The organism is Niallia sp. FSL W8-0177, from assembly GCF_038006285.1.
GTDB classification, from domain to species: domain Bacteria; phylum Bacillota; class Bacilli; order Bacillales; family Cytobacillaceae; genus Niallia; species Niallia circulans_A.
The window spans coordinates 1,182,235-1,204,422 of the sequence record NZ_JBBOUX010000001.1 but is presented as its reverse complement, the minus strand read 5'-3'; the positions used below and the strand labels follow the sequence as shown (position 1 = coordinate 1,204,422).

General features: G+C 36.2%; 24 protein-coding genes. All 24 read right to left on the bottom strand.

Annotation, left to right across the window (positions count from 1 at the left end; translation table 11 throughout):
• Nucleotides 1-27: 27 nt before the first annotated feature.
• Entirely contained in the window at nucleotides 28-336 is a 309-nt protein-coding gene (fliE, locus tag NST77_RS05700) for a flagellar hook-basal body complex protein FliE (RefSeq protein ID WP_095329182.1), read from the bottom strand.
• Nucleotides 337-357: 21 nt separating this feature from the next.
• Nucleotides 358-810 (bottom strand): flagellar basal body rod protein FlgC, encoded by a 453-nt coding sequence (gene flgC / locus NST77_RS05695; protein ID WP_341122786.1) that lies wholly within the window; start codon nucleotides 808-810, stop codon nucleotides 358-360.
• Between the two features lie 5 nt (nucleotides 811-815).
• Nucleotides 816-1,199, bottom strand: coding sequence for a flagellar basal body rod protein FlgB (gene flgB, locus NST77_RS05690; protein WP_095329180.1), 384 nt, complete (start codon nucleotides 1,197-1,199; stop codon nucleotides 816-818).
• 742 nt (nucleotides 1,200-1,941) lie between these two features.
• Complete coding sequence (gene codY / locus NST77_RS05685; protein ID WP_095329173.1) at nucleotides 1,942-2,724, bottom strand: GTP-sensing pleiotropic transcriptional regulator CodY; 783 nt, start codon at nucleotides 2,722-2,724, stop codon at nucleotides 1,942-1,944.
• Nucleotides 2,725-2,822: 98 nt separating this feature from the next.
• Nucleotides 2,823-4,232 carry an HslU--HslV peptidase ATPase subunit gene (gene hslU / locus NST77_RS05680; protein ID WP_341122784.1) on the bottom strand — a complete coding sequence of 470 codons (1,410 nt, stop codon included), beginning with the start codon at nucleotides 4,230-4,232 and terminating at the stop codon, nucleotides 2,823-2,825.
• Nucleotides 4,233-4,247: 15 nt separating this feature from the next.
• Nucleotides 4,248-4,790, bottom strand: a complete 543-nt coding sequence (gene hslV, locus NST77_RS05675; protein ID WP_016201113.1) for an ATP-dependent protease subunit HslV — start codon at nucleotides 4,788-4,790, stop codon at nucleotides 4,248-4,250.
• A 34-nt stretch (nucleotides 4,791-4,824) separates the two neighbouring features.
• Nucleotides 4,825-5,727: a tyrosine recombinase XerC gene (gene xerC / locus NST77_RS05670; protein ID WP_123257451.1), complete on the bottom strand. Its 903-nt coding sequence runs from the start codon at nucleotides 5,725-5,727 to the stop codon at nucleotides 4,825-4,827.
• A 463-nt stretch (nucleotides 5,728-6,190) separates the two neighbouring features.
• On the bottom strand, nucleotides 6,191-8,266 hold the full coding sequence (topA, locus tag NST77_RS05665; RefSeq protein WP_095329170.1) for a type I DNA topoisomerase: 2,076 nt from the start codon (nucleotides 8,264-8,266) through the stop codon (nucleotides 6,191-6,193).
• 463 nt (nucleotides 8,267-8,729) lie between these two features.
• The gene (gene dprA / locus NST77_RS05660; RefSeq protein ID WP_095329169.1) at nucleotides 8,730-9,599 is read right to left on the bottom strand and encodes a DNA-processing protein DprA; all 870 of its coding nucleotides are present in this window, start codon (nucleotides 9,597-9,599) and stop codon (nucleotides 8,730-8,732) included.
• A gap of 243 nt (nucleotides 9,600-9,842) precedes the next feature.
• Complete coding sequence (gene sucD, locus NST77_RS05655; protein ID WP_095329168.1) at nucleotides 9,843-10,760, bottom strand: succinate--CoA ligase subunit alpha; 918 nt, start codon at nucleotides 10,758-10,760, stop codon at nucleotides 9,843-9,845.
• Nucleotides 10,760-11,935, bottom strand: a complete 1,176-nt coding sequence (sucC, locus tag NST77_RS05650; RefSeq protein WP_047939991.1) for an ADP-forming succinate--CoA ligase subunit beta — start codon at nucleotides 11,933-11,935, stop codon at nucleotides 10,760-10,762. The genes sucD and sucC overlap by 1 nt, the downstream gene beginning before the upstream one ends.
• A gap of 286 nt (nucleotides 11,936-12,221) precedes the next feature.
• Nucleotides 12,222-12,524, bottom strand: a complete 303-nt coding sequence (locus NST77_RS05645; RefSeq protein WP_095329167.1) for an EscU/YscU/HrcU family type III secretion system export apparatus switch protein — start codon at nucleotides 12,522-12,524, stop codon at nucleotides 12,222-12,224.
• A complete protein-coding gene (locus NST77_RS05640; protein WP_341122783.1) occupies nucleotides 12,521-13,774 on the bottom strand; it encodes a hypothetical protein in 1,254 nt (417 codons plus the stop codon). The genes NST77_RS05645 and NST77_RS05640 overlap by 4 nt, the downstream gene beginning before the upstream one ends.
• Before the next feature lie 38 nt (nucleotides 13,775-13,812).
• Nucleotides 13,813-14,589 (bottom strand): ribonuclease HII, encoded by a 777-nt coding sequence (locus NST77_RS05635; protein ID WP_341122782.1) that lies wholly within the window; start codon nucleotides 14,587-14,589, stop codon nucleotides 13,813-13,815.
• 238 nt (nucleotides 14,590-14,827) lie between these two features.
• On the bottom strand, nucleotides 14,828-15,679 hold the full coding sequence (gene ylqF, locus NST77_RS05630) for a ribosome biogenesis GTPase YlqF (protein ID WP_095329164.1): 852 nt from the start codon (nucleotides 15,677-15,679) through the stop codon (nucleotides 14,828-14,830).
• Between the two features lie 28 nt (nucleotides 15,680-15,707).
• Nucleotides 15,708-16,244 (bottom strand): signal peptidase I, encoded by a 537-nt coding sequence (gene lepB, locus NST77_RS05625; protein ID WP_095329163.1) that lies wholly within the window; start codon nucleotides 16,242-16,244, stop codon nucleotides 15,708-15,710.
• Between the two features lie 349 nt (nucleotides 16,245-16,593).
• On the bottom strand, nucleotides 16,594-16,938 hold the full coding sequence (rplS, locus tag NST77_RS05620) for a 50S ribosomal protein L19 (protein ID WP_047939984.1): 345 nt from the start codon (nucleotides 16,936-16,938) through the stop codon (nucleotides 16,594-16,596).
• A gap of 219 nt (nucleotides 16,939-17,157) precedes the next feature.
• The gene (trmD, locus tag NST77_RS05615; protein WP_095329162.1) at nucleotides 17,158-17,901 is read right to left on the bottom strand and encodes a tRNA (guanosine(37)-N1)-methyltransferase TrmD; all 744 of its coding nucleotides are present in this window, start codon (nucleotides 17,899-17,901) and stop codon (nucleotides 17,158-17,160) included.
• Nucleotides 17,901-18,419 carry a ribosome maturation factor RimM gene (rimM, locus tag NST77_RS05610; protein ID WP_095329161.1) on the bottom strand — a complete coding sequence of 173 codons (519 nt, stop codon included), beginning with the start codon at nucleotides 18,417-18,419 and terminating at the stop codon, nucleotides 17,901-17,903. Before rimM ends, trmD begins: the two co-directional genes overlap by 1 nt.
• 11 nt (nucleotides 18,420-18,430) lie before the next feature.
• Complete coding sequence (locus NST77_RS05605; protein WP_095329160.1) at nucleotides 18,431-18,808, bottom strand: YlqD family protein; 378 nt, start codon at nucleotides 18,806-18,808, stop codon at nucleotides 18,431-18,433.
• Nucleotides 18,809-19,125: 317 nt separating this feature from the next.
• The gene (locus NST77_RS05600) at nucleotides 19,126-19,356 is read right to left on the bottom strand and encodes a KH domain-containing protein (RefSeq protein ID WP_031534442.1); all 231 of its coding nucleotides are present in this window, start codon (nucleotides 19,354-19,356) and stop codon (nucleotides 19,126-19,128) included.
• Nucleotides 19,357-19,367: 11 nt separating this feature from the next.
• Nucleotides 19,368-19,640 (bottom strand): 30S ribosomal protein S16, encoded by a 273-nt coding sequence (gene rpsP, locus NST77_RS05595; protein ID WP_016201097.1) that lies wholly within the window; start codon nucleotides 19,638-19,640, stop codon nucleotides 19,368-19,370.
• A gap of 175 nt (nucleotides 19,641-19,815) precedes the next feature.
• Complete coding sequence (gene ffh / locus NST77_RS05590; protein WP_047939980.1) at nucleotides 19,816-21,168, bottom strand: signal recognition particle protein; 1,353 nt, start codon at nucleotides 21,166-21,168, stop codon at nucleotides 19,816-19,818.
• 12 nt (nucleotides 21,169-21,180) lie between these two features.
• Nucleotides 21,181-21,513 (bottom strand): putative DNA-binding protein, encoded by a 333-nt coding sequence (locus NST77_RS05585; protein WP_095329158.1) that lies wholly within the window; start codon nucleotides 21,511-21,513, stop codon nucleotides 21,181-21,183.
• Nucleotides 21,514-22,188: the final 675 nt, after the last annotated feature.

The window sequence follows — 22,188 nt, the reverse complement described above, 5'->3', positions numbered from 1 at the left end:
GTAATCTTTATAGAAAACAGTCTTACATTAAACTGACATTCGCATCATTTCTTGATAAGCTTCTACTGCCTTATTGCGAATTTCTAACGTAGCTTGCATGGTAATGCTTGCTTTTTGCGAGGCAATCATCACCTGAGATAAATCAACGTTTTCTCCTCTTGCTAACTTATTTGTTAGCATATCTGATTCGTTTTGCGCTTGATTTACATTGTTAATTGATTCTTTTAAAAACGAAGCAAATTTTTTTTGCGTATCTGCTACAGCTGTCTTATTACTCGTTGCCGAATTTGTTAACGGTAATGCAGATGATACGGATGAAAAATTAATTGGTTCCATTTAAGTACTCCTTTTTTTGTTTTATTTACCGATTTCTAATGTTTTCATTAACATACTTTTTGATGCATTTAAAACAGTCACATTTGCTTCATATGATCTTGATGCACTCATTAAATCAACCGTCTCTCGTAAAGGGTCCACATTGGGCATACGAACATATCCTGTTTCGTCCGCTTCTGGGTTCTCCGGATCGTACACCATTTCAAACGGTGTATCATCTTCTACAATGCGTGACACCTTCACTCCACCTGCAATATTCGCGCTATTCCCTCTTGCAGCATTTAAATGAGAGGCAAATGATCCTTCTTGTTCTTGAAACACTACTTGTTTTCTTTTGTATGGCTCCCACTCACCATTTACTAATCTACCTCTTGTTGTATCAACATTTGCCATATTAGATGAAATTACATCCATTCTTAGCCGTTGTGCTGTTAAAGCAGAAGCAGTAGTATTCATACTAGTAAAAATGGTCATTTTTATTACTTACCTCCCCTAATTACATTTTCAAGGGAACTAAATTTTCCGCTAATTCGATCTACTAATGCATTGTAATAGATTTGGTTTGTCGCAAGGTCTGTCATCTCTTTTTCCATATCGACACTATTTCCGCTGTTATTGTAAGTAACTCTATTCTTTGTAATGACAGATGTTGAAGCAGTATTAGGAGCTGAAAACGGAATATGCTTACTATTCGTTACATTAGCTTCCATTGCACTAGATAACGAATCTTTAAAAGTCACTGTCTTTGCTTTATAATTCGGCGTGTCAACATTTGCAATATTTTGCGAGATTACTTTTTGCTTTTGATTCGAATAATTTATTGCATTTTCTAAGGTAGTTATTGTATTTGAGAAAAGTTTCACTTCATCACACCTCGAGCAGTCATTTTGAAAAAAATGTTGATTTTTGTTTTTTGATGACGATTTTTACATGATAGTTTTAATTTTAATTAATTTGTAATAATATGTCCATGGAAAAGAGGAATATTTTAGTGATTCTTTTTTCCTATTTTAGTTAATATTTGGTTTAAATTATCTTAAATCAGGGTAAAAAATGTTTTTTCACTATGCCGATGTTACTATTATCATAGTTATAACTTACTAATCGCTTCCCTTTTTCTGCTATGAGATTTAATATACCTTTTGCCATACTGTAATGTAAATGAAAAATAAATGGAAAATACGCGGTTTTTGTCGAATAATATGTACATAGCTTATTAGCTATTCGATTGATGATTTCAAAAAATCCTCTCTATTTTTGTCACATAAAAAAACCTTTTCTATTAAAGAAAAAGGTTTCAACTTGTTGACAAAAGGAATTTAGGAAATGCAAATGGAATTATTATGCATTGATTGGAGTGAAAGGGGTGAGACTCCTGTGGGATCTGCGAGACAGTCTGAGACCCTGCAGGCCTTTAGGCGGAAGCGGCTCAGCGCGAGCCCCACGGAAAGCGAACCCCTGCAACGGAAATTAACTCTTATTTAAAATAATGTATATTTATAAACTAAGACAAACTCCTAATTACCGAATTAGGAGTTTGTCGACAGTCTGAAACCTTTTCTATTAAAGAAAAAGGTTTTTTTTATAATGAATAATATTTTATCCTTATTTATTTGTTTTTAACTTTTCAAGTTCTAATAAGAATTTATCGTTAAGCACTTTTATATAAGTACCTTTCATTCCTAATGAACGAGACTCAATAACACCAGCACTTTCTAATTTACGCAATGCGTTGACAATTACAGATCTTGTAATTCCTACACGGTCTGCGATTTTAGAAGCTACTAATAAGCCTTCACTTCCGTTTAATTCTTCAAAAATATGCTCAATAGCTTCTAATTCACTATAGGATAGTGAACTGATTGCCATTTGAACAACCGCTTTACTTCTTGCTTCTTCTTCAATTTCTTCTGCTTTTTCACGAAGAATTTCCATACCAACAACAGTAGCACCGTATTCAGCAAGAATCAAATCATCGTCTTGGAATTGTTCTTGTAATCTTGCAAGAATTAATGTTCCTAATCTTTCTCCTCCACCAATAATTGGTACAATAGTTGTTAACCCTTTAGCAAATAATTCTTTATTTTCAACTGGGAAAGCAGTATATTCACTTTCAATTTCTAAATTACTAGAAGTTGATTGAATATTAAACAAGCTATTTGTGTATTCCTCAGGGAATTGACGATCTTCAAACATTTTTTTCATACGATCATTTTCGATTTGCTGATGAACTGCAAAACCTAATAATTTTCCTCTTCTGCTAACAACAAAGATATTTGCTTCGATAACATCACTTAATGTTTCAGACATTTCTTTGAAATTAACTGGTTTTCCAGCAGCTCTTTGTAACATTGCATTAATTTTTCTCGTTTTTGTTAATAAATCCATTTTTTATTCCTCCTGTTAACTAAAACCAACACTTGAAATAAATCTATGTCTACTTATACCTTTAACAATTCAGGAGTTTAAATTCCAATTGGCTTTCATTAGAGTATAAATTGACTTAAATCCTTATTTCTTGAGATGGCTCCTAACTTCTCCTCCACATACTTTGGAGTAATCGTTATTTTTTCCATTGTTATTTCTGGTGCTTCGAAAGACAGATCTTCCAATAATTTTTCGAGAATAGTATGCAGTCTTCGCGCACCGATATTGTCTGTATTTTGATTGACTTCATAAGCCACTTCAGCTATCTTACGAATAGATTCGTCAGAAAATTCAATTTCTATACCTTCTGTATACAATAATGCTTGGTATTGCTTAATCAACGCATTATCTGGTTCCACAAGAATACGATAAAAATCATCCACTGTTAATTTAGTAAGTTCTACACGAATCGGAAATCTTCCTTGTAGCTCTGGAATTAAATCAGAAGGCTTTGACATATGAAATGCTCCAGCAGCAATAAACAATACATGGTCTGTTTTAACTGATCCATATTTTGTCACAACCGTTGATCCTTCTACTACAGGTAAAATATCTCGCTGCACACCTTCTCTGGAAACATCAGCTGAAGAACTACTGTTTGATTTGCTGGCAATTTTATCAATTTCATCGATAAATATCATTCCCATTTGCTCAGCACGAACGACTGCTTCTTGGGTAACCTCATCCATATCGATTAATTTTTGAGCTTCCTCGTTTGTTAATATTGTACGTGCTTCCCTAACTGTTAGTTTTCGCTTTTTCTTCTTTTTCGGCATAAAACTACTTAAAGCGTCCTGCATATTCATCCCCATTTGTTCCATACCAGAACCTTGGAGCATATCAAACATAGAAGGCTGTTGTTCTTCCACTTCTACAGAAACCACTTCATCTTCCAGTTCACCTAGAGCAAGCTTTTCTTTTACTATTTTTCTCTTTTCTGATTTACTAGTTTCTTCTACAGTAGGCTCTTCTTCCTCTGTGTCTGCCCCACCGCCGCCGAAAAGCATTTCCAGAGGGTTTTTATAACTGGATGTTTTCTTTGCAGCAGACGGAACTAATAATTCAACGAGACGATTATTTGCCGCAACTTCCGCTCTTTCTCTTACTTGAAACATCTTCTCTTCCTTTACCAAGCGTACAGATGTTTCGACAAGATCACGGACCATTGATTCTACATCACGGCCAACATATCCCACCTCTGTAAATTTAGTAGCTTCTACCTTAACAAATGGTGCATTAACAATTTTTGCAATTCTTCTGGCAATTTCCGTTTTTCCGACACCAGTAGGTCCAATCATCAAAATATTTTTCGGACTAATCTCATCTCTTAACTTTTCATCAAGAAGACTTCTGCGAAAACGGTTTCTTAAAGCGACAGCCACCGCTTTTTTTGCATCTTTTTGTCCGACAATATATTGATCAAGTCGTTCTACAATTTGCCGAGGTGTTAAACTAGCGCTTTTTTGCATATTAAAAATCCTCCCCTATAATTCTTCCACGATGATATTATTATTTGTATAGACACAAATCTCACCAGCAATCTCTAGAGCTGCTTTAGCGATATCATATGCAGAAAGATTATCTCCTGAGTAAGTTTTTAGTGCTCTGCCAGCTGCTAAAGCATAGTTTCCGCCAGATCCAATTGCAAGTATACCATCATCTGGTTCTATTACTTCTCCTGTTCCAGATACCAATAATAGATCCGTTTCATTCATTACGATCAGCATCGCTTCAAGTTTTCTAAGAACTTTATCACTGCGCCAGAGCTTCGCAAGCTCTACTGAAGCACGTTGTAGGTTCCCATTATACTCATCTAATTTTCCTTCAAATAGTTCAAAAAGAGTAAAGGCATCCGCAACTGATCCCGCAAATCCTGCAATTACTTTCCCATTAAAAAGCTTTCTTACCTTACGGGCTGTATGTTTCATCACAACAGCATTTCCAAGCGTGACTTGACCATCACCAGACATTGCTGATTTCCCTTTATGTTTAACTGCAAAAATTGTTGTTGCATGAAATTGTGGCATTTCAGACATGTTACTTCCTCCTTCTACCAATTGACTATGCCCTAGGATGATAAGACATATACGTCTTTTTTAGATACTCATTTGTGACATGCGTATATATTTGTGTTGACGTTAAAAATGCATGACCTAATAATTCCTGAACGGTTCTCATATCTGCACCATTCGCCAGTAAATGTGTGGCAAATGAATGTCTCAATTTATGGGGATGAATTTTCCCTTGTGAGGATGAAGTATTCATCATTTTATTTAAGATATCACGAACTCCGTTATCTGTTAAAATTCCTCCGCGATAATTAACAAACAGATAAGAATGATCTGTTGAGTTTTTCATCAACTGATTCCTACCCGCTTTTATGTACGCTTCCAGAGCATTATGAGCAAAACTACCAAACGGAACATATCTTTCCTTTTGGCCCTTTCCCCTAACCAACACAGTTGAGACACTGAAATCAATATCACTCAACTGAATTTTTGTGCATTCACCAACACGGATGCCGGTTGCATACAATAATTCAAGCAATGCTTTATTTCTTAGTCCAAGGGGCGTGTTCGTATCACATGATAAAAAGAGTTGCTGCAATTCTTCCTCGTAGAAAAAATCAGGTAATCTCTTTTCTAGCTTTGGGATTGATACAGCAGAAAACGGGTTATTTTCCACTATTTTTTCCCTAAGCAAAAAACGATAAAAACTTCTCAAACTAGAGATTTTTCGCGCAATTGTTTTTCTTGCTAATTGCATTGAAAAAAGCTCTGTTAAGTATATTCTTACATCAGATGGACTCACGTCTTCTAACTTGTCTATTACTTGATCTTTCATAAAGTGAAAGAATTGGTTAATATCTTGTGTATAAAATTCTATTGTATATGGTGAGTAATTTTTTTCAATCTGCAAATAGGCAATAAATGCTTGAACATGATTGTTTAATTCCTGTTTCATAACCTCACCTCACAATGGCTTCATCATATTATCATACTTTTTAGCTACAATCAATTAATTTACATATTTTTCACAAAGTTCCGAATTGTTCGCAATAATTCTTTCATGTCCTATTGTTTCTACATTCTTCCCTTTTGAGATTAGGACTAACCCTAAATGTTTATGGCACTTTCTTTTTAGAGTATATCGCTTTAAGCACAAAGGAATTAGAATAATACTACAAATGTAAATAAATTGTCATTTTTTATTCTGTTAAAAAGTATGGATGATGTTCACTCATAGCATTTTACTATACGATTGAAAGAATGAAAAGTTTCTACTTCAAGTGAATTAATATTTTTTTCGCAAACATCTATTTTTCTTCCATTATATATCTAATTTAGGAGAGAAAACTTCGACAGTAACGTGACAAGAGAGTGAGCATTTGCTCACCCTCATATAAATTTATTTATTCTAGCTATTTTTAGCTTTGTGGTTCTTCTTTGTAGTCACAGTTTACGCACTGTACTTGAACACCTTTTTTTAATTTTTTCTCCACTAACATATTTTCACATTTTGGACATGGTCTTTGTAGTGGTTTATCCCATGAAATGAAGTCACATTCTGGGAATCGATCACAACCATAAAAAATTCTACGTTTTTTACTTTTTCTTTCAATTATATTTCCTTCATGGCACTTCGGACATTTCACTCCAATATCCTTCACGATTGCTTTCGTATTTCTACACTCTGGAAAATTACTACATGCCATAAATTTCCCATAACGGCCCATTTTAAATACCATCGGGTGGCCACATTCTTCGCAATCCTCTCCAGCTGGCTCATCTTTGATTTCAATGGTTTGCATCTCTTGTTCTGCAACTTCCAGTCTTTTCTCGAACGTTTTATAAAAATCGTCGATAACCTTTACCCAATTGACCTTGCCCGCCTCAATATTATCCAAGTCTTGTTCCATATTGGCTGTAAACTCAATATTTAATATTTCCGGGAAAAATTCTAAAATTAACTCTAAAACAATTTCCCCAAGCTCCGTTGGAATAAATCGTTTGTTATCAAGGGCCACATAACCTCGTTTTTGAATCGTATCTAAGGTTGGTGCGAATGTAGATGGTCTTCCTATTCCCAATTCCTCTAGTGTTCTAACTAATCTTGCTTCTGTATAACGTGGAGGTGGCTGAGTGAAATGCTGCTTTGTATCAATATCCTTATTTAAGACAACATCTCCTTCTTTTAAATCTGGGAGTTGTCGATCTTTCTCATCAACGTTGTCATCTGTACCCTCCACATATACCTTCATAAAACCTGGGAACTTAATTTTTGAACCATTAGCACGAAAAAGTACGTTACCATTTGATAAATCCACACTCATTGTATCCATAACTGCCGGAGCCATTTGGCTGGCAATAAATCTTTCCCACACTAGCTTATACAATCGAAATTGATCTCGAGATAAATATTCCTTCATCTTACTCGGCTCACGACCAATGCTAGTTGGACGGACTGCTTCATGGGCATCTTGGACCTTTGGATTTTTCTTCTCTTGTTTCTTCTCTTCACGTGTATACTCTTTGCCATAATGACTATTTATATAGTCATATGCTTCACTTTGTGCAACCTCTGATATTCTAGTGGAATCCGTTCTCATATAGGTTATCAAACCCACTGTTCCTTCTTTACCAAGATCTATACCTTCATATAATTGCTGTGCTAACATCATTGTTTTCTTTGCTCGGAAATTCAATTTGCGGGCAGCTTCCTGCTGTAAAGAAGAAGTTGTAAATGGAACGGCAGGGTTTCTCTTCCGCTCTTTTTTACTCACTTTATCGACAGTAAACTTATTATCTTTTAACTGACTAGTAATTTTTTTCACTTCATCTTCTGAATGCAACTCGACTTTTTTTCCATTGATACCATAAAAAGATGCTTCAAAATTATTTTTTCCTTTTATAAAGCTTCCTTCAATGGACCAGTATTCTTCTGGTACAAATTCTTTAATTTCTTGTTCTCTTTCAATAATGAGACGTACTGCAACTGATTGTACTCTTCCCGCACTAAGCCCTTTTTTTACTTTTTTCCATAATAATGGACTGATATTATAACCCACTAAGCGGTCTAAAACTCTTCTAGCCTGCTGAGAATCTACTAAATCCATATTTATTGCACGAGGATGCTTAAATGATTCTTTGATGGCATCTTTTGTTATCTCATTGAAAACAACGCGGCAATCTGATTCGATATCCACATTTAAGCTATTTGCTAAATGCCAAGCAATTGCCTCTCCTTCACGATCCGGGTCAGCTGCTAAATAAATCTTTTTGGCTTTTTTTGCTGCTGTTTTCAGTTCTTTTAATACAGGGCCTTTTCCACGGATAGTTATGTACTTCGGCTCAAATTGTTTTTCTATATCAACACCCATTTGGCTTTTAGGCAAATCCCTAATGTGCCCCATTGATGCTTTCACTTTATATTTTTTTCCTAAATATCGTTCTATTGTCTTTGCTTTAGCTGGTGACTCAACGATTACTAAAAAATCTGACATTAACTGTCCTCCTTAAGAGGGATTTAAATATTCACTATTATTGTATACTATGTTTTGATTTGTCAAACATTCCGATAACTAGCAAACGTTTTCACTCTCTTTATTTACATCATTTTATCTTTTAAATATCTATACGTTGCAAAATGTATAACAAAATGATAAAAATAGCAACACTTTTTTTGAAGTTTCATGAAAAACTCCAAATTTATGGAATTTCTTACGCTTTGGTTTGGAGTAACGTTTTTACTTTCTTAACTGCCGCTAAATCCCCTCCGTTAAATTCTCATTAGAAGAGGTATTAGTCATACTGACCTTACAAAAAAAGATAATCCCTTATATAATTTGCTGCTTATAGCGTATCACTTTCCTTTTGTATTGCAAACTATTTTCATTTTACTATCTGTGAAAATGATTATTTTACTTAATATATTTGTATGCTAAGCTACTCTAGTTTTACTTTTTTTTACTCCGATATATGCTTCCATTCTTCTAGTATATCTTTTGCTTCAAGCACTGGCTTTGCGCCTTGTTGTATTAATTCATTTGGACCATCTGAATAGGGACTAAATATATTTCCTGGAACAGCAAATACATCCCGTCCTTCATTTACTGCGAAATTAGCAGTTATTAACGATCCACTTTTTTTCTTCGCTTCTACTACAAGTGTTCCATTGCTTAAACCGCTTATAATTCGATTTCTCATGGGAAATTGCCATTTTAGCGGCTTAGTTAGCGGAGGATATTCGGAGATGACTAAATGATGTTTCATCATATCTCCTGCTAACTGTATGCTTTCTTTTGGATAGATATGAAAAATACCTCCAGCAATAACACCGATGGTTTTGCCGCCATTTTCAATTGCCAGTTTATGGGCAATCGAATCAACCCCATGCGCAAGTCCACTTACAATGGTGATTTTCTCCTCTACTAGTTCTTTCATCAACCTCTTTATTACTTTAGTACTATAACTGGTAGCTAAGCGCGAACCTACAATTGCAAGCTTTCTCTTCGATTGTAGCAGCTCAAGATCTCCTTTTGCATAAAGAACCCAAGGTGGCTGATATATTTCTTTTAAAAACGGCGGATATAACGGATCAAAAAATGTAATTGGATGAATTTGATTATAACGATACTGGATTAATTGTTCTTCTACATGATGAGAATGGATTGTCTTTACTATTTCCTTTTCCATAGTAGGTGAAATAGAGGATATAAAGGAAGGGATTTTCTCCAACTGAAGAGTGGGATCTTCTTTTAGAAGACGATCGATCATTTTCCAGCTGATTCCTTGACAATGATGTAATTTCACTAATAATTTATTTATTATTTCCATCTTTTCTTCCTTTCGCTTTCTCCTTTTCACAAAGAAATTAGCTAAAAATACAAAAGAAAGAGAAACATAAATTAAGTAAGGAATTATCTTCCTTCATTATAATGAGTTTTCCTGAAAATTCCTAGCATTGTTATACTGTTTCCCTAGTAAATTAGTAGATTAGCTACATATGCCATCCTCTTGAAAAAAATCAAGAAAAAACCTAGCCTTATTTAGTAGAATAAGGCTAGATTAAGCTTTTCTCTATTTTGCTACTACTTCATGCGTCTTACATTTTTCGTATATCGACTGCTCTTTTAACACCTCAATTAGCGTTGCTCCCATATCAGATGGTGTTGGGGCTACTTTAATGCCGCATTCCGTTAGAACACTAATTTTTTCATCTGCTGTTCCTTTACCACCAGAGATTATTGCCCCCGCATGACCCATACGCTTTCCTGGAGGAGCTGTACGACCGCCGATAAATCCAACAACTGGCTTCGTCATATTTTCTTTCACCCAGCGGGCTGCTTCTTCTTCAGCCGTCCCGCCGATTTCCCCTATCATGATAACTGCATACGTATCTTCATCTTCATTAAATGCTTTTAACGTATCAATAAAATCTGTTCCATTGACTGGATCTCCACCAATTCCAACAGCTGTTGACTGACCAATCCCTGCTTGAGATAGTTGATGAACAGCCTCATATGTTAAAGTACCAGAACGAGAGACAACCCCTACATGCCCTTTCTTATGAATATATCCTGGCATAATGCCAATTTTACATTCTTCTGGGGTAATCACTCCTGGACAGTTTGGTCCTATTAATCTAGTCTTTTTCCCTTCCAAGTAGCGCTTAACTTTCACCATGTCCAGAACAGGAATATGTTCGGTAATACAGATTACTAAGTCTAGTTCAGCATCAACCGCTTCTAAAATAGCGTCTGCTGCAAATGGAGCTGGTACATAAATAACAGATGCATTTGCTTCGGTTACATCTACTGCATCTTTAACGGTATTAAATACAGGCACTCCCTCTACCGTTGTACCACCTTTCCCTGGTGTTACCCCGCCAACTATTTTCGTCCCATATTCAAGCATTTGCTTAGTATGAAATAGTGCTGTTGCACCTGTGATTCCTTGGACAAGGACTTTTGTATCTTTATTAATAAAAACACTCATTATGCATTCCCTCCTTGTTCTACTAGGGTTACAATTTTCTCAGCACCATCAGCCATCGATTCTGCTGCAACAATATCTACTCCAGATTCTCGAAGAATTTTTTTGCCAAGTTCCACATTTGTTCCTTCTAAGCGAACAACTAATGGCACATGAAGACTAACTTGCTTTGCAGCTTCCACAATTCCGGTCGCAATAACATCACATTTCATGATGCCACCAAAAATATTGACAAAAATCCCCTTCACGTTAGAATCAGATAGAATGATTTTAAATGCTTCCGTTACTTTTTCTGCTGTCGCGCCGCCCCCAACATCTAAGAAGTTGGCCGGTTCTCCGCCATAATGCTTAACAATATCCATTGTTGCCATAGCAAGTCCAGCACCATTTACCATACAGCCGATATTTCCATTTAACGCAATATAGCTTAAATCATATTTAGAAGCTTCTAATTCTTTTTCATTTTCTTCATCTAAATCCCTATATGCAACAATATCTTTATGTCTATACAATGCATTTGAATCAAAATTTAATTTTGCATCCAGTGCGATAATATTCCCATCTTCCGTTAAAACTAAGGGATTAATTTCGGCGATAGAGCAGTCTTTTTCAACAAATACTTTATATAATCCAGTCATAAAGGCAACTGCTTTATTAACTTGCTTGCTCGGAATGTTAATAGAGAAAGCAACTCGACGTGCTTGAAATGGAGTTAGACCAGTCACTGGATCAATAACTTCTTTTACGATCTTCTCTGGGTACTTTTCTGCAATTTCCTCAATTTCTGTGCCGCCTTCTTCAGAGGCCATCAATACGATTCTAGATGTTGCTCGATCCACGACAAATCCTATGTAATATTCCTTCTTGATTCGACAACCTTCTTCAATTAATAATCGTTTCACAACTTTTCCTTCGGGACCTGTTTGATGAGTTACTAATGTGCTCCCTAGAATATCTGAAGCATATGTTTGTACTTCATCTAAGCTTTTGGCAACTTTTACTCCTCCAGCCTTACCGCGACCACCTGCATGGATTTGCGCTTTCACTACCCATACATCACTATTTAATGTTTCCGCAGCTCGCACTGCCTCTTCTACTGTAAAAGCTACTTTTCCTTTTGGTACTGCGACGCCATTTAATTCTAAAATCTCTTTCCCCTGATATTCATGAATATTCAAGCTTCCACACCCCTTAATTTCCCTTTTTGTGTAAAATTGGAGACAACTGCATGATGACTTTCGTGAATGAATAACTTTTTCTCATCCATTTATTTGTTTTTTCCAAAACATAAGTATCGTTATCACTGTATTAATATTCTTTTCGAGAGCAAATTACGATTATTTTATGTATTTAGAAAAGACAAAAATATGTTCACGCTTTCATTTTAAAGGAAAAAACCTTTCTTTGTCTATAAAAAAGGCTTTTATCTTTAAATATTTTACAATTAAAAATATTTTTTCTTTCTTAGTTTGCTTTTTCCCCCTCTTTTTCCGTCGCTTCCTTCTCTAAAGAATAAATAAACGCAAACACTTCTGCCACAGCCATATATAAATCTTCAGGAATTTGTTCATTTATATTTAATTTACTTAAAAGCTCTACAAGAGAGGGATCTTCTTGAATTGGAATATTCTCTTTTTTGGCACGTTCCAGAATTTGTTCCGCAATCATACCCTTGCCTTTTGCAATAACGGTAGGTGCAGCGTGTTTTTGCTGTTCATAAGTTAATGCTATTGCTTCTTTCCTTTTTAAAGAATGGTGTTTATTCATATTTTTATATCCACCCCTTTATAGGCATTTCCTTTCACTGCTTGTTGGGAACTCCATACTGGCTTATGTTCTTTTGACAAGTCTTTTACATGTATAGACAGTAAAGTATAATCTAATTCCCGTAGTTTTTCTTTTAAGAGCTCCTCTGCCTGTTTAATTAAAGGCATTATTTCTGTTGACCGATCATTTAATACAATCATGTTCATGATTCTATTTTGAATATGGATATCAATAACTGTATCCTTTAAATTAGCCAGTTCTAAGTAAAAAAGAATTCGACAATAATTACTATCGACTTTTCCATCTGCTGTTTTTCTGCCATTATATTGCATTGTCACATCCACTTGTTGATTAAAAAAACGCAGAGGAATTTCCGTTACCATTTGCATCATTGGACCTGTTTGCTGACTGATAAGCTGATAACCTGTCACTTTATCAATTAGTTGACCTGCAGTTTCTTTTACCGCATCAGGGATGTCTTTTCCCATTAATCCTAGCAGTAGCGGTTTTAATATTTCTTGTGATGTTTGCTCCTCTATTTGTGCATGCTGTAACAGTCCCGCTTCAAATGAATAGCCAATTTTATGCAGGACAGCTTTTAGTGCAGCAAGCACATTATCTTGAACAAGCTTCCCCCCTTGACTAATCTCCGATAGGACATCCGCTACTTTTGGCTCTAGAATATGATAGGTAGACAACTGCTGCTGGAGTTCATTTAACAGCACACTAACACCTTTATTGGATTGCAAGGCCGAAATACTTGTAAATACTTCCTTCGTTAGAGGGAGCTGTCTTTCCATCATAAGACCGATAGTAGCAAGCTCTTGCTTCCCTATTGATTTTGGCAGCCATTCACCTATAGATCTTATCGCTTCTTTCGAAATTGGTAGATTATTAGATAGTAGAAAATGAAGGAGCAATTTATTTTCTTTCGTCTCGGTTAGATGTAGCTGCTGAAGCAGACCATTGATATTTCCCTTTTCAGCTGGAACTTCTGATGACTGCGGCAATACTTTTAGGACTGGTTTATTATCTGTAATGGAAACTTGAAACCAATAACTTCTATCAAGCGTTAACGGAATCGTTAGGTTTGCAAGCATTTTTTGTGAGCCTATTTGCACCTCTGCCATTTGTTGAGGAAAAAGCTTCGTCAATTTCCCATAAACTAGTTGTCCATCTCGTAATTCAAGACTTTTATTACTCATCACGTTTTCTTGAAATAAAGTTTGGACAATATGGTTAACATTCATCTTTCTCTTCCTCCTTCCTTCCATACAGATTGACCAAATTAGTTAGTTTCTACCATCTCTTTCACAGGAGAAAAACTTTTACGATGATGAATGGTAATTCCGTATTCTTTTAGGGCAGCCACATGTTCCTGTGTCCCATAGCCCATGTTTGTTGCAAAATGATAATCTGGATATTCTTGATGCAGCTCTTTCATCATACGATCTCTTGTCACTTTTGCTATTATGCTTGCTGCAGCAATAGAAACACTTTTACTGTCTCCTTTAATAAGAGATTGACTTGGATAAGGTGTCGTTAATTTCATTGCGTCAATTAGTAAGTATTCTGGTGTTTGTGAAAGTTCATTTATTGCTAGAAGCATCCCCTTTTTTGTTGCTTGATAAATATTTATGCGATCAATTTCAGCAGGTGAAATAATTCCCACTCCGATGGCGATTGCTTCTTTTTGGATTACCTCGTAAAATAGTTCTCTTTTTTTCTCAGATAATTTCTTTGAGTCATCGATACCTGGTAAATAGAAATCTTCTGGCAGGATGACAGCTGCTGTAACAACAGGACCTGCAAGCGGCCCTCTGCCAACCTCATCGATTCCTGCAATATATGTATATCCCTGCTTTCTAATCATTTGTTCATAGTAGTTCATCGATAGAAAATGCTGATGAAGCTTTTCTTCTTTCTCTATCCTCTTCTTCCAAGCCTCTAAGAGCTTCTGAGCCCCTTTCCTCTCGTCCTTTTCTAATTCGAGGATAAATGGGTCATTTACTTCCCTTATTGCTTCTAGCCCCTCTTTAATATCTTTCATTGTTGCTAATTTCATTGTTTACACCTCAGTAGTTATATCGGTTTAATCGCTTCCTTTTTTACAGCCCTGGTCACTTTGCCTTCCAATATACATATCAGGCCTATAAATCGTCCTATCGTTCTTGTTGGATGCTTTATTTCTTTTCTCCCATAAAATTCAAAGCGTCTACACAAATGCAATAAACCTAATCATTTATATTACACAAAAAAGAGAAGTGTCTGTTTTTAGCCACTTCTCTTTGCAGTTTTCATCCTTACATTTCGTCTGCTTTTTCGAACGTTAGCGGACCAAACTTTTCACCTCTAATGTCACGAATAATTAGTTCCGTTACTTTATCATAGTTAACGATACCTCCCCCTGACAGAGCTCCTCTAATCTCACCAATACGATCAAACAACTCTACTGTATCTTCTGGAATCGTTTCTAATTGATATCTTTCTTTTAAGCGTTGCGGATATTCCTTTTCCAAAAAACGAAGCCCGAATATGGCAATGTCCTGCAAATTCAAAATTGTATCCTTTATTGCTCCTGTTAACGCAAGCTTTAAGCCTACTTCTTGATCTTCAAATTTCGGCCATAGTATTCCTGGTGTATCTAATAACTCCAGCTCTTTCCCTACTTTAATCCATTGCTGTGCTTTGGTTACACCAGGTGTATTCCCTGTTTTGGCAATGTTTTTCTTTGCCAACCGATTGATTAAAGTGGATTTACCTGCATTTGGAATGCCGACAATCATCGCTCGAATCGCTCGCGGTCTAATCCCTTTCGCTTTCATCCGATCAAATTTTTCTGCTAGTACTTCTTTTGCTAAAGCAGTAATTTCTTTCATTCCAACACCTGCTTGAGAGTTAATCGCAAGTGCTCTTATGCCTTTACTTTGAAAATAGTGAATCCATTCTTTTGTTCGTTCTTTATCTGCCATATCTGCTTTATTTAATAAAACAATTCTTGGCTTATGCTGAATAATTTCATCAATCATTGGATTTCGTGAAGATTGTGGAATTCTCGCATCCACTAATTCAAAAATAATATCAACTAGCTTTAATTTTTCCGTTACTTGCCTTCTGGCTTTGGCCATATGGCCTGGAAACCATTGTATAGTCATGCATGCACCTCTATTTCTTCCACTAACATTATTCTACTATTTTCCAATCAGCTATTGGCCAATATATAACACTTGTGGTGCCAATAATTTTATCAAAACCAATCGTACCAATATGGCGACTATCTTTACTATTGCGACGGTTATCTCCCATCACAAACAATTCTCCTTTTGGCACAGTTGCTGTAAAATCTTCTGTTAGAGGGCCCATTACGCCTTCTTTATTATGTTCTAAATAAGGTTCTTCATAAGCTTGTCCGTTCACATATAATACATCATCGCGATATTCAATTGTGTCTCCTGGTAGACCAATTACTCTTTTTATATAGTCCTTACCTTCTGGAGCGTGGAACACAACAATATCAAAGCGCTTTGGTTCACTTACTTTGTAATTTATCTTATTGACAATCATTCGATCTTGATCGAGCAATGTAGACTGCATGGATTCACCATCAACTACAATTGGAGCAAATAAAAAATAGCGAATAACAACAGCAAGTAAAACAGCAATTATTAATGCTTTACTCCATTCCCATACTTCATTTTTCTTCTTCTTTTCAGTTGCCATACCTTTCACCAATCCTTAACTGAACAATATAGGTATTTTTTATGTAAGATAAAAAAACTTATCCATCATGATAATATTTTAGCGGAATTTCCGAGTGAAGTAAAATTGGAAAGATTGCAGTTGGACTTTTGCTTCCTATTACTTAAAATCGTTAATATAAAGATTAGAGATCGATTTGCAAAGTAGTGATTCCATTAAAAGATCACTTCAGTTTCCTTTCCTCTCTGCATCTCTCTCATTTTTGGATGAATTACAGAACTATTCTTTCTAATATACGAGTTTTCTATAAGCAGCATTTAAAGATATAAAAAAGAGCTTGTTACAAGAACAGGCTCTTTTTTGGTAACAATTATCGAATTTCTTTAATACGAGCTTTTTTACCACGTAGGTTACGTAGGTAGTAAAGTTTCGCACGGCGTACTTTACCGCGGCGGATAACTTCTAGCTTCGCAATTTTAGGTGTGTGAACAGGGAATGTACGCTCAACGCCAACTCCGTAAGAAACTTTACGTACTGTAAAAGTTTCGCTGATTCCACCACCACGACGCTTAATTACAACACCTTCAAATAACTGAATACGTTCACGAGTACCCTCAACAACTTTCACGTGTACACGTACAGTGTCACCAGGACGGAACGCAGGAAGATCAGAACGAAGTTGTTCTTTTGTAATCTCTTCTATTAATTTTTGCATCGTTTTCAACTCCTTCCAACAGACGCTCTTGCACTCATAGTTTGAGACCTCTTGCAGCGGAACATCGTTATAAGACCCTTCACAGAAATTCATCTGTTTAAGTCACAAGTGTTATCTTAACATAAAAGGAGAATAACAGCAATATTTTTTCTAAAAATAATAGTATTACCTTGCTCCTTAATAGATTCATTCATCTAATCATCACCATACCGTATCCAATTAGCTTGGATGATGCTGATTTGTCAACTCTTTTACCAACTTTTTCTGCTTCTCAGTCAGCGGATAATTTTCTAGTAAATCCGGGCGCCTTTCAATCGTTCTTCGGAAGGATTCCCTTTCTCTCCATTCATCAATATGTGCATGATTTCCAGAAAGCAGCGTGTCTGGTACCTTCATTCCTCGGAAATCGGCCGGACGAGTATAATGAGGATGCTCCAACAAACCAGTGCTAAAAGAGTCATTAACATGGGATGCTTCTTTTCCAAGCACGCCTGGTAATAAACGTACTACACTATCAATAACGACCATAGCCCCTAATTCGCCGCCTGTAAGGACATAATCACCAATGGAGATTTCATCTGTCACTAAATGTTCTCTAATTCTCTCATCATAGCCTTCATAATGTCCGCAAATGAAAATCAAATGCTCTTCTTGTGCTAATTCCTCCGCTTTTGCTTGACTATATCTTTCGCCTTGCGGGCACATTAAGATGACACGAGGCTTTCTGTTATCTTTTGGTTTTAGAGCATCCACAGCGTCAAATATAGGCTGTGGCTTCAACACCATCCCAGCACCTCCTCCATATGGATAATCATCAACGGTTTGATGTTTATTATCGGAGTAATCGCGAAAATTGACGATATTATAAGCTACTTTTTCTGCTTCTTGTGCTTTTTTTAAAATGGAGCTATGAAGGACTCCTTCAAACATCTCAGGAAATAACGTCAATACATCTATTTTCATTAAGACAACAGCCCTTCCATCGGCTCTATGACAACTACTTTTTCTTCTACATCTACTTTCATGACTACCTCTTCAATGTAAGGAATCAAAATTTCACTTTTATCTTTCCCCTTTACCACCCAAACATCATTTGCACCTGGTGTTAATATTTCTGTGATTTCTCCAAGTTCTTCTCCTTCAACTGTCACTACTTTACAGCCAATAATTTCATGGAAGTAGTATTCATTCTCCGCGAGCTCTCCTAAAAAACTTTCTGGAACCTTCAGGAGACCTCCCTTCATAAATTCTACATCATTCACATTATCATAGCCTTCAAATGTAAGTAGATTAAAGTTCTTATGCTCACGATGGCTTTTAATTATCAGTTCTAGGGGATTTGCTTTATCATTTTGAAAAAAATAAATGGTGTTTCCAATCTTATATCGTTCTTCTGGAAAATCAGTACGAGAAATAACGCGAATTTCTCCTCTTATCCCATGGGTGTTCACAACTTTTCCAACATTAAACCATTTTTCCATTACCTTCACCTCTATCGAATATCAACCACTATTCCATCTTTGAGAACAATCGTCTTATTAGCACTTTCCCAAACCTGTCCTACTTGAACATCAACAAGTCCCATTACTTCCTGTTCTTTAATCTCTGTCCCTAGTGGTAGTATATGTAATTGCTTTAATTGAAACTCTATCGTTTTTTGTTTCTCTAATTTATTTGTAACTTCCTTACGAAAAAAAGTTTTTATTTCCGAAATAGAAGGATTATTTTTCAATTGTTTTCTTTCTTCAAATTGAAGCTGCTGTATTTCTTTTTCTAGCTGCTGTATTTCTTGCTTATATCGATCGGAAATCGACTTTTTGGTAGTTTCGGTTAATACTTGTTTTACTGTTACAGACTGAAGAATCTTCATTTACTTCCTCCTAACAGATGACAACTTTAGTCCTTACTACTAACAAAGTAACACAGATTACTCTTTTCGTCTAAAAGCAAAGGGGAAAATTCATGTACCGAATGAAATTACAGCTATTTTTCAGAAAAGCTAGCGTTTGTTTCATCCTTTTAGGGTAATGAAGTATATATTAGCTTAAATTTTGATAATAATAGCTAAATAGCGCGATTATCAGCCTAGATTGCTCCTTTTTCAGCTAAATTTCCATTTTATCAGCCAAAGGCTACTATTTTCCCTAAAAAACAAAGGAAGGAGGGTTCCCCCTCCTTCCTTTTCATTTAATCTCTAATATCAACAATAATTTTCTTTTGTTGTAATGATCCTGCTGCATAAACAATCGTTCGAATTGCTCTAGCAACTCGCCCTTGCTTCCCTATTACCTTTCCAATGTCATTCTCGTTGACAGAAAGCAAGTAAGTGATACGATTATCCTCTTCTGTTACAGTGACAGCAACTTCCTCTGGAAAATCAACAAGGGGCTTAACAATCGTTTCTATAAGCTCTTTCATTGCATCAAATATTATTTACCGTTTTTGATATTGTGGAATTTCTCCATAATACCTTGGTTAGAGAATAGGTTACGTACTGTATCAGATGGTTTTGCACCATTTTGTAACCATTGTAGAGCTTTATCTTCGTTGATTTCCACGATAGCAGGGTTTGCTACTGGATTGTAAGTTCCTACTGTTTCAATGAAACGTCCATCACGTGGTGAACGAGAATCTGCTACTACGATACGATAAAAAGGAGATTTTTTTGCTCCCATTCTTTTTAAACGAATTTTTACTGCCATTTAATATTGCACCTCCGAATAGTTTCACACAAGATAGTATATTATCAGATACTCCAACACTTTGTAAAGTGTTTTTTCTTGTCAGTGTTAAAAATCTTTATTTACGCCCTCTCACAGACAGTCTCCGCGCCATTTCAATAGACAAACAGATCCTTTTTTTTTAAAAAAACCGCTGTTAAAAAGGGTTAAATGGTAATTTAAATTTACCTTTTTTCTTGCCTTTTTGACCCATATTGGTCATTTGCTTCATCATTTTTTTCATATCATCAAACTGCTTTAAAAGTCGATTTACTTCTGGAACCGTTCTTCCGCTTCCTTTCGCAATACGCTTTCTTCTGCCAGAATTGATAATTTCAGGATGTTCTTTTTCTTGCTTTGTCATGGACTTAATGATTGCCTCAACATGGGCAATTTGCTTTTCATCCACTTTCATATTGTTTAGGCCTTTGATTTTGTTCGCACCTGGCATCATTTTTAATAATTCGTCAAGTGGTCCCATACTTCTAACTTGGCTTAAGGAATCAAGAAAATCATCAAAGGTAAATGAATCAGACTTCATTTTCTTTTCTAACTCTCTTGCTTTTTCTTCATCTACATTAATTTGTGCTTTTTCGATTAAGCTAAGGACATCGCCCATTCCCAAGATTCTGGAAGCCATTCTCTCAGGATGAAACGCTTCAAGCGCATCCATTTTTTCTCCCAAACCAACAAATTTAATTGGTGTATTTGTTACAGAACGAATCGAAAGTGCTGCTCCCCCGCGTGTATCCCCATCAAGCTTTGTTAAAACAACTCCCGTTAATCCTAACTGCTCGTTAAAACTGCCAGCTACGTTAACAGCATCCTGCCCTGTCATTGCATCGACAACGAGTAATATTTCTTCTGGGTTTGCAAGTTCTTTGATCTGCTTTAATTCATCCATTAGTGCTTCGTCTACATGAAGGCGACCAGCTGTATCAATTAAAACATAATCATGATGATCTTCTTTTGCTTTTTCAATTGCTTGTTTTGCAATTTCAACTGGACTAACTTGATCTCCTAGTGAAAATACCGGAAAATCAAGCTGCTTGCCTAAAGTTTGTAATTGCTTAATTGCAGCAGGACGATAAATATCAGCAGCAACCAATAACGGATTACGATTATGTTTTTTACGCAATAAATTCGCAAGCTTACCAGTAGTTGTTGTTTTACCTGCCCCTTGTAATCCGACCATCATAACAACAGTTGGCGGGCGCTTACTAACACCAATTTTACTTTCTTCTCCACCCATTAATTCAGTAAGTTCTTCTTTTACTACTTTAATAACTTGTTGTCCAGGAGTTAAGCTTTTTAGCACTTCCTGTCCAACTGCACGTTCACTTACTTTTTTAACAAAGTCTTTTACCACTTTAAAGTTAACGTCCGCTTCAAGGAGTGCAAGACGAACTTCACGCATCATTTCTTTAACATCCGCTTCATTTACTTTCCCTTTTCCACGGATTTTTTGCATCGTGTTCTGCAGTCGGTCAGCTAAACCTTCAAATGCCATACGTCAGCCTCCTTAATCTAATTTCTCTAGTTCCTCTACTGCTTCTCGCAACGCAGATATAGATAAGGTATCATGTTCTAGCATTTTTTTCATCTTTTCAAAAAGAACTTGACGTTCCTGAAATTTCTGAAGTAACCCTAACTTATTCTCATATTCTTCTAGCATTGCTTCCGTACGTTTAATGTTGTCATACACCGCTTGACGGCTTACATTGTACTCAGCAGCAATCTCCCCAAGAGAGTAATCATCCAAATAGTAAAGAGACATATAGCTTCGTTGCTTCGGTGTTAACAACGACTGATAGAAATCAAATAAATAATTCATTCTCGTTGTTTTCTCAAGCATCGAATAATACCCCCGTGTTAAGTCAAAAGCCTTTACATCAACTATTTTACACACCAGAAAAAAAGATGTCAAGAAAATATCTTTACAAATCGAAATGCGGAAGCGCCTTGATTATCGTTGTACAAACTGGAAGGTTTCTGACTGAGATAAAGGAAACACGGTGAACGGTAGGGAAGCGATGTTGACTTATCGTAGGGAAGACACCTGGAAGTTTGCTAAACGATAGGCGTTGCAGCTGGACAAATCAAAAAGCGGCGGGGGTCCGTTTAGTGGCGTGTGGGGTGGAGTGGCGTTTCCTGAGATATAGGAAACACAGTGAACGACAGTGAACTGATGTTGAATTATCGTAGGGAAGCGGCGGGAAGCCCATCAGCCCCTAGACCCCCGGAGCTGGACAAACCGAAATGCGGAAGCGCCTCGGTTATCGTTGTACAAACTGGACGGAAATTCTATAAATGAATTAGTTTTTTTGACTCTGTCTTAGATTTTTTCATATAACATAAAATAGATTTTGGTTTTCATTAGATTTCTCTATTACCTTTTCCTCCGCGTCATCCCGTTTTCGGTCACAGAAAGCTCTTCTCTATTACCCTTTTCTCCGCTTCATACCGTTTTCGGTCACAGAGAGCTCTTCTCTATTACCCTTTTCTCCGCTTCACACCGTTTTCGGTCACA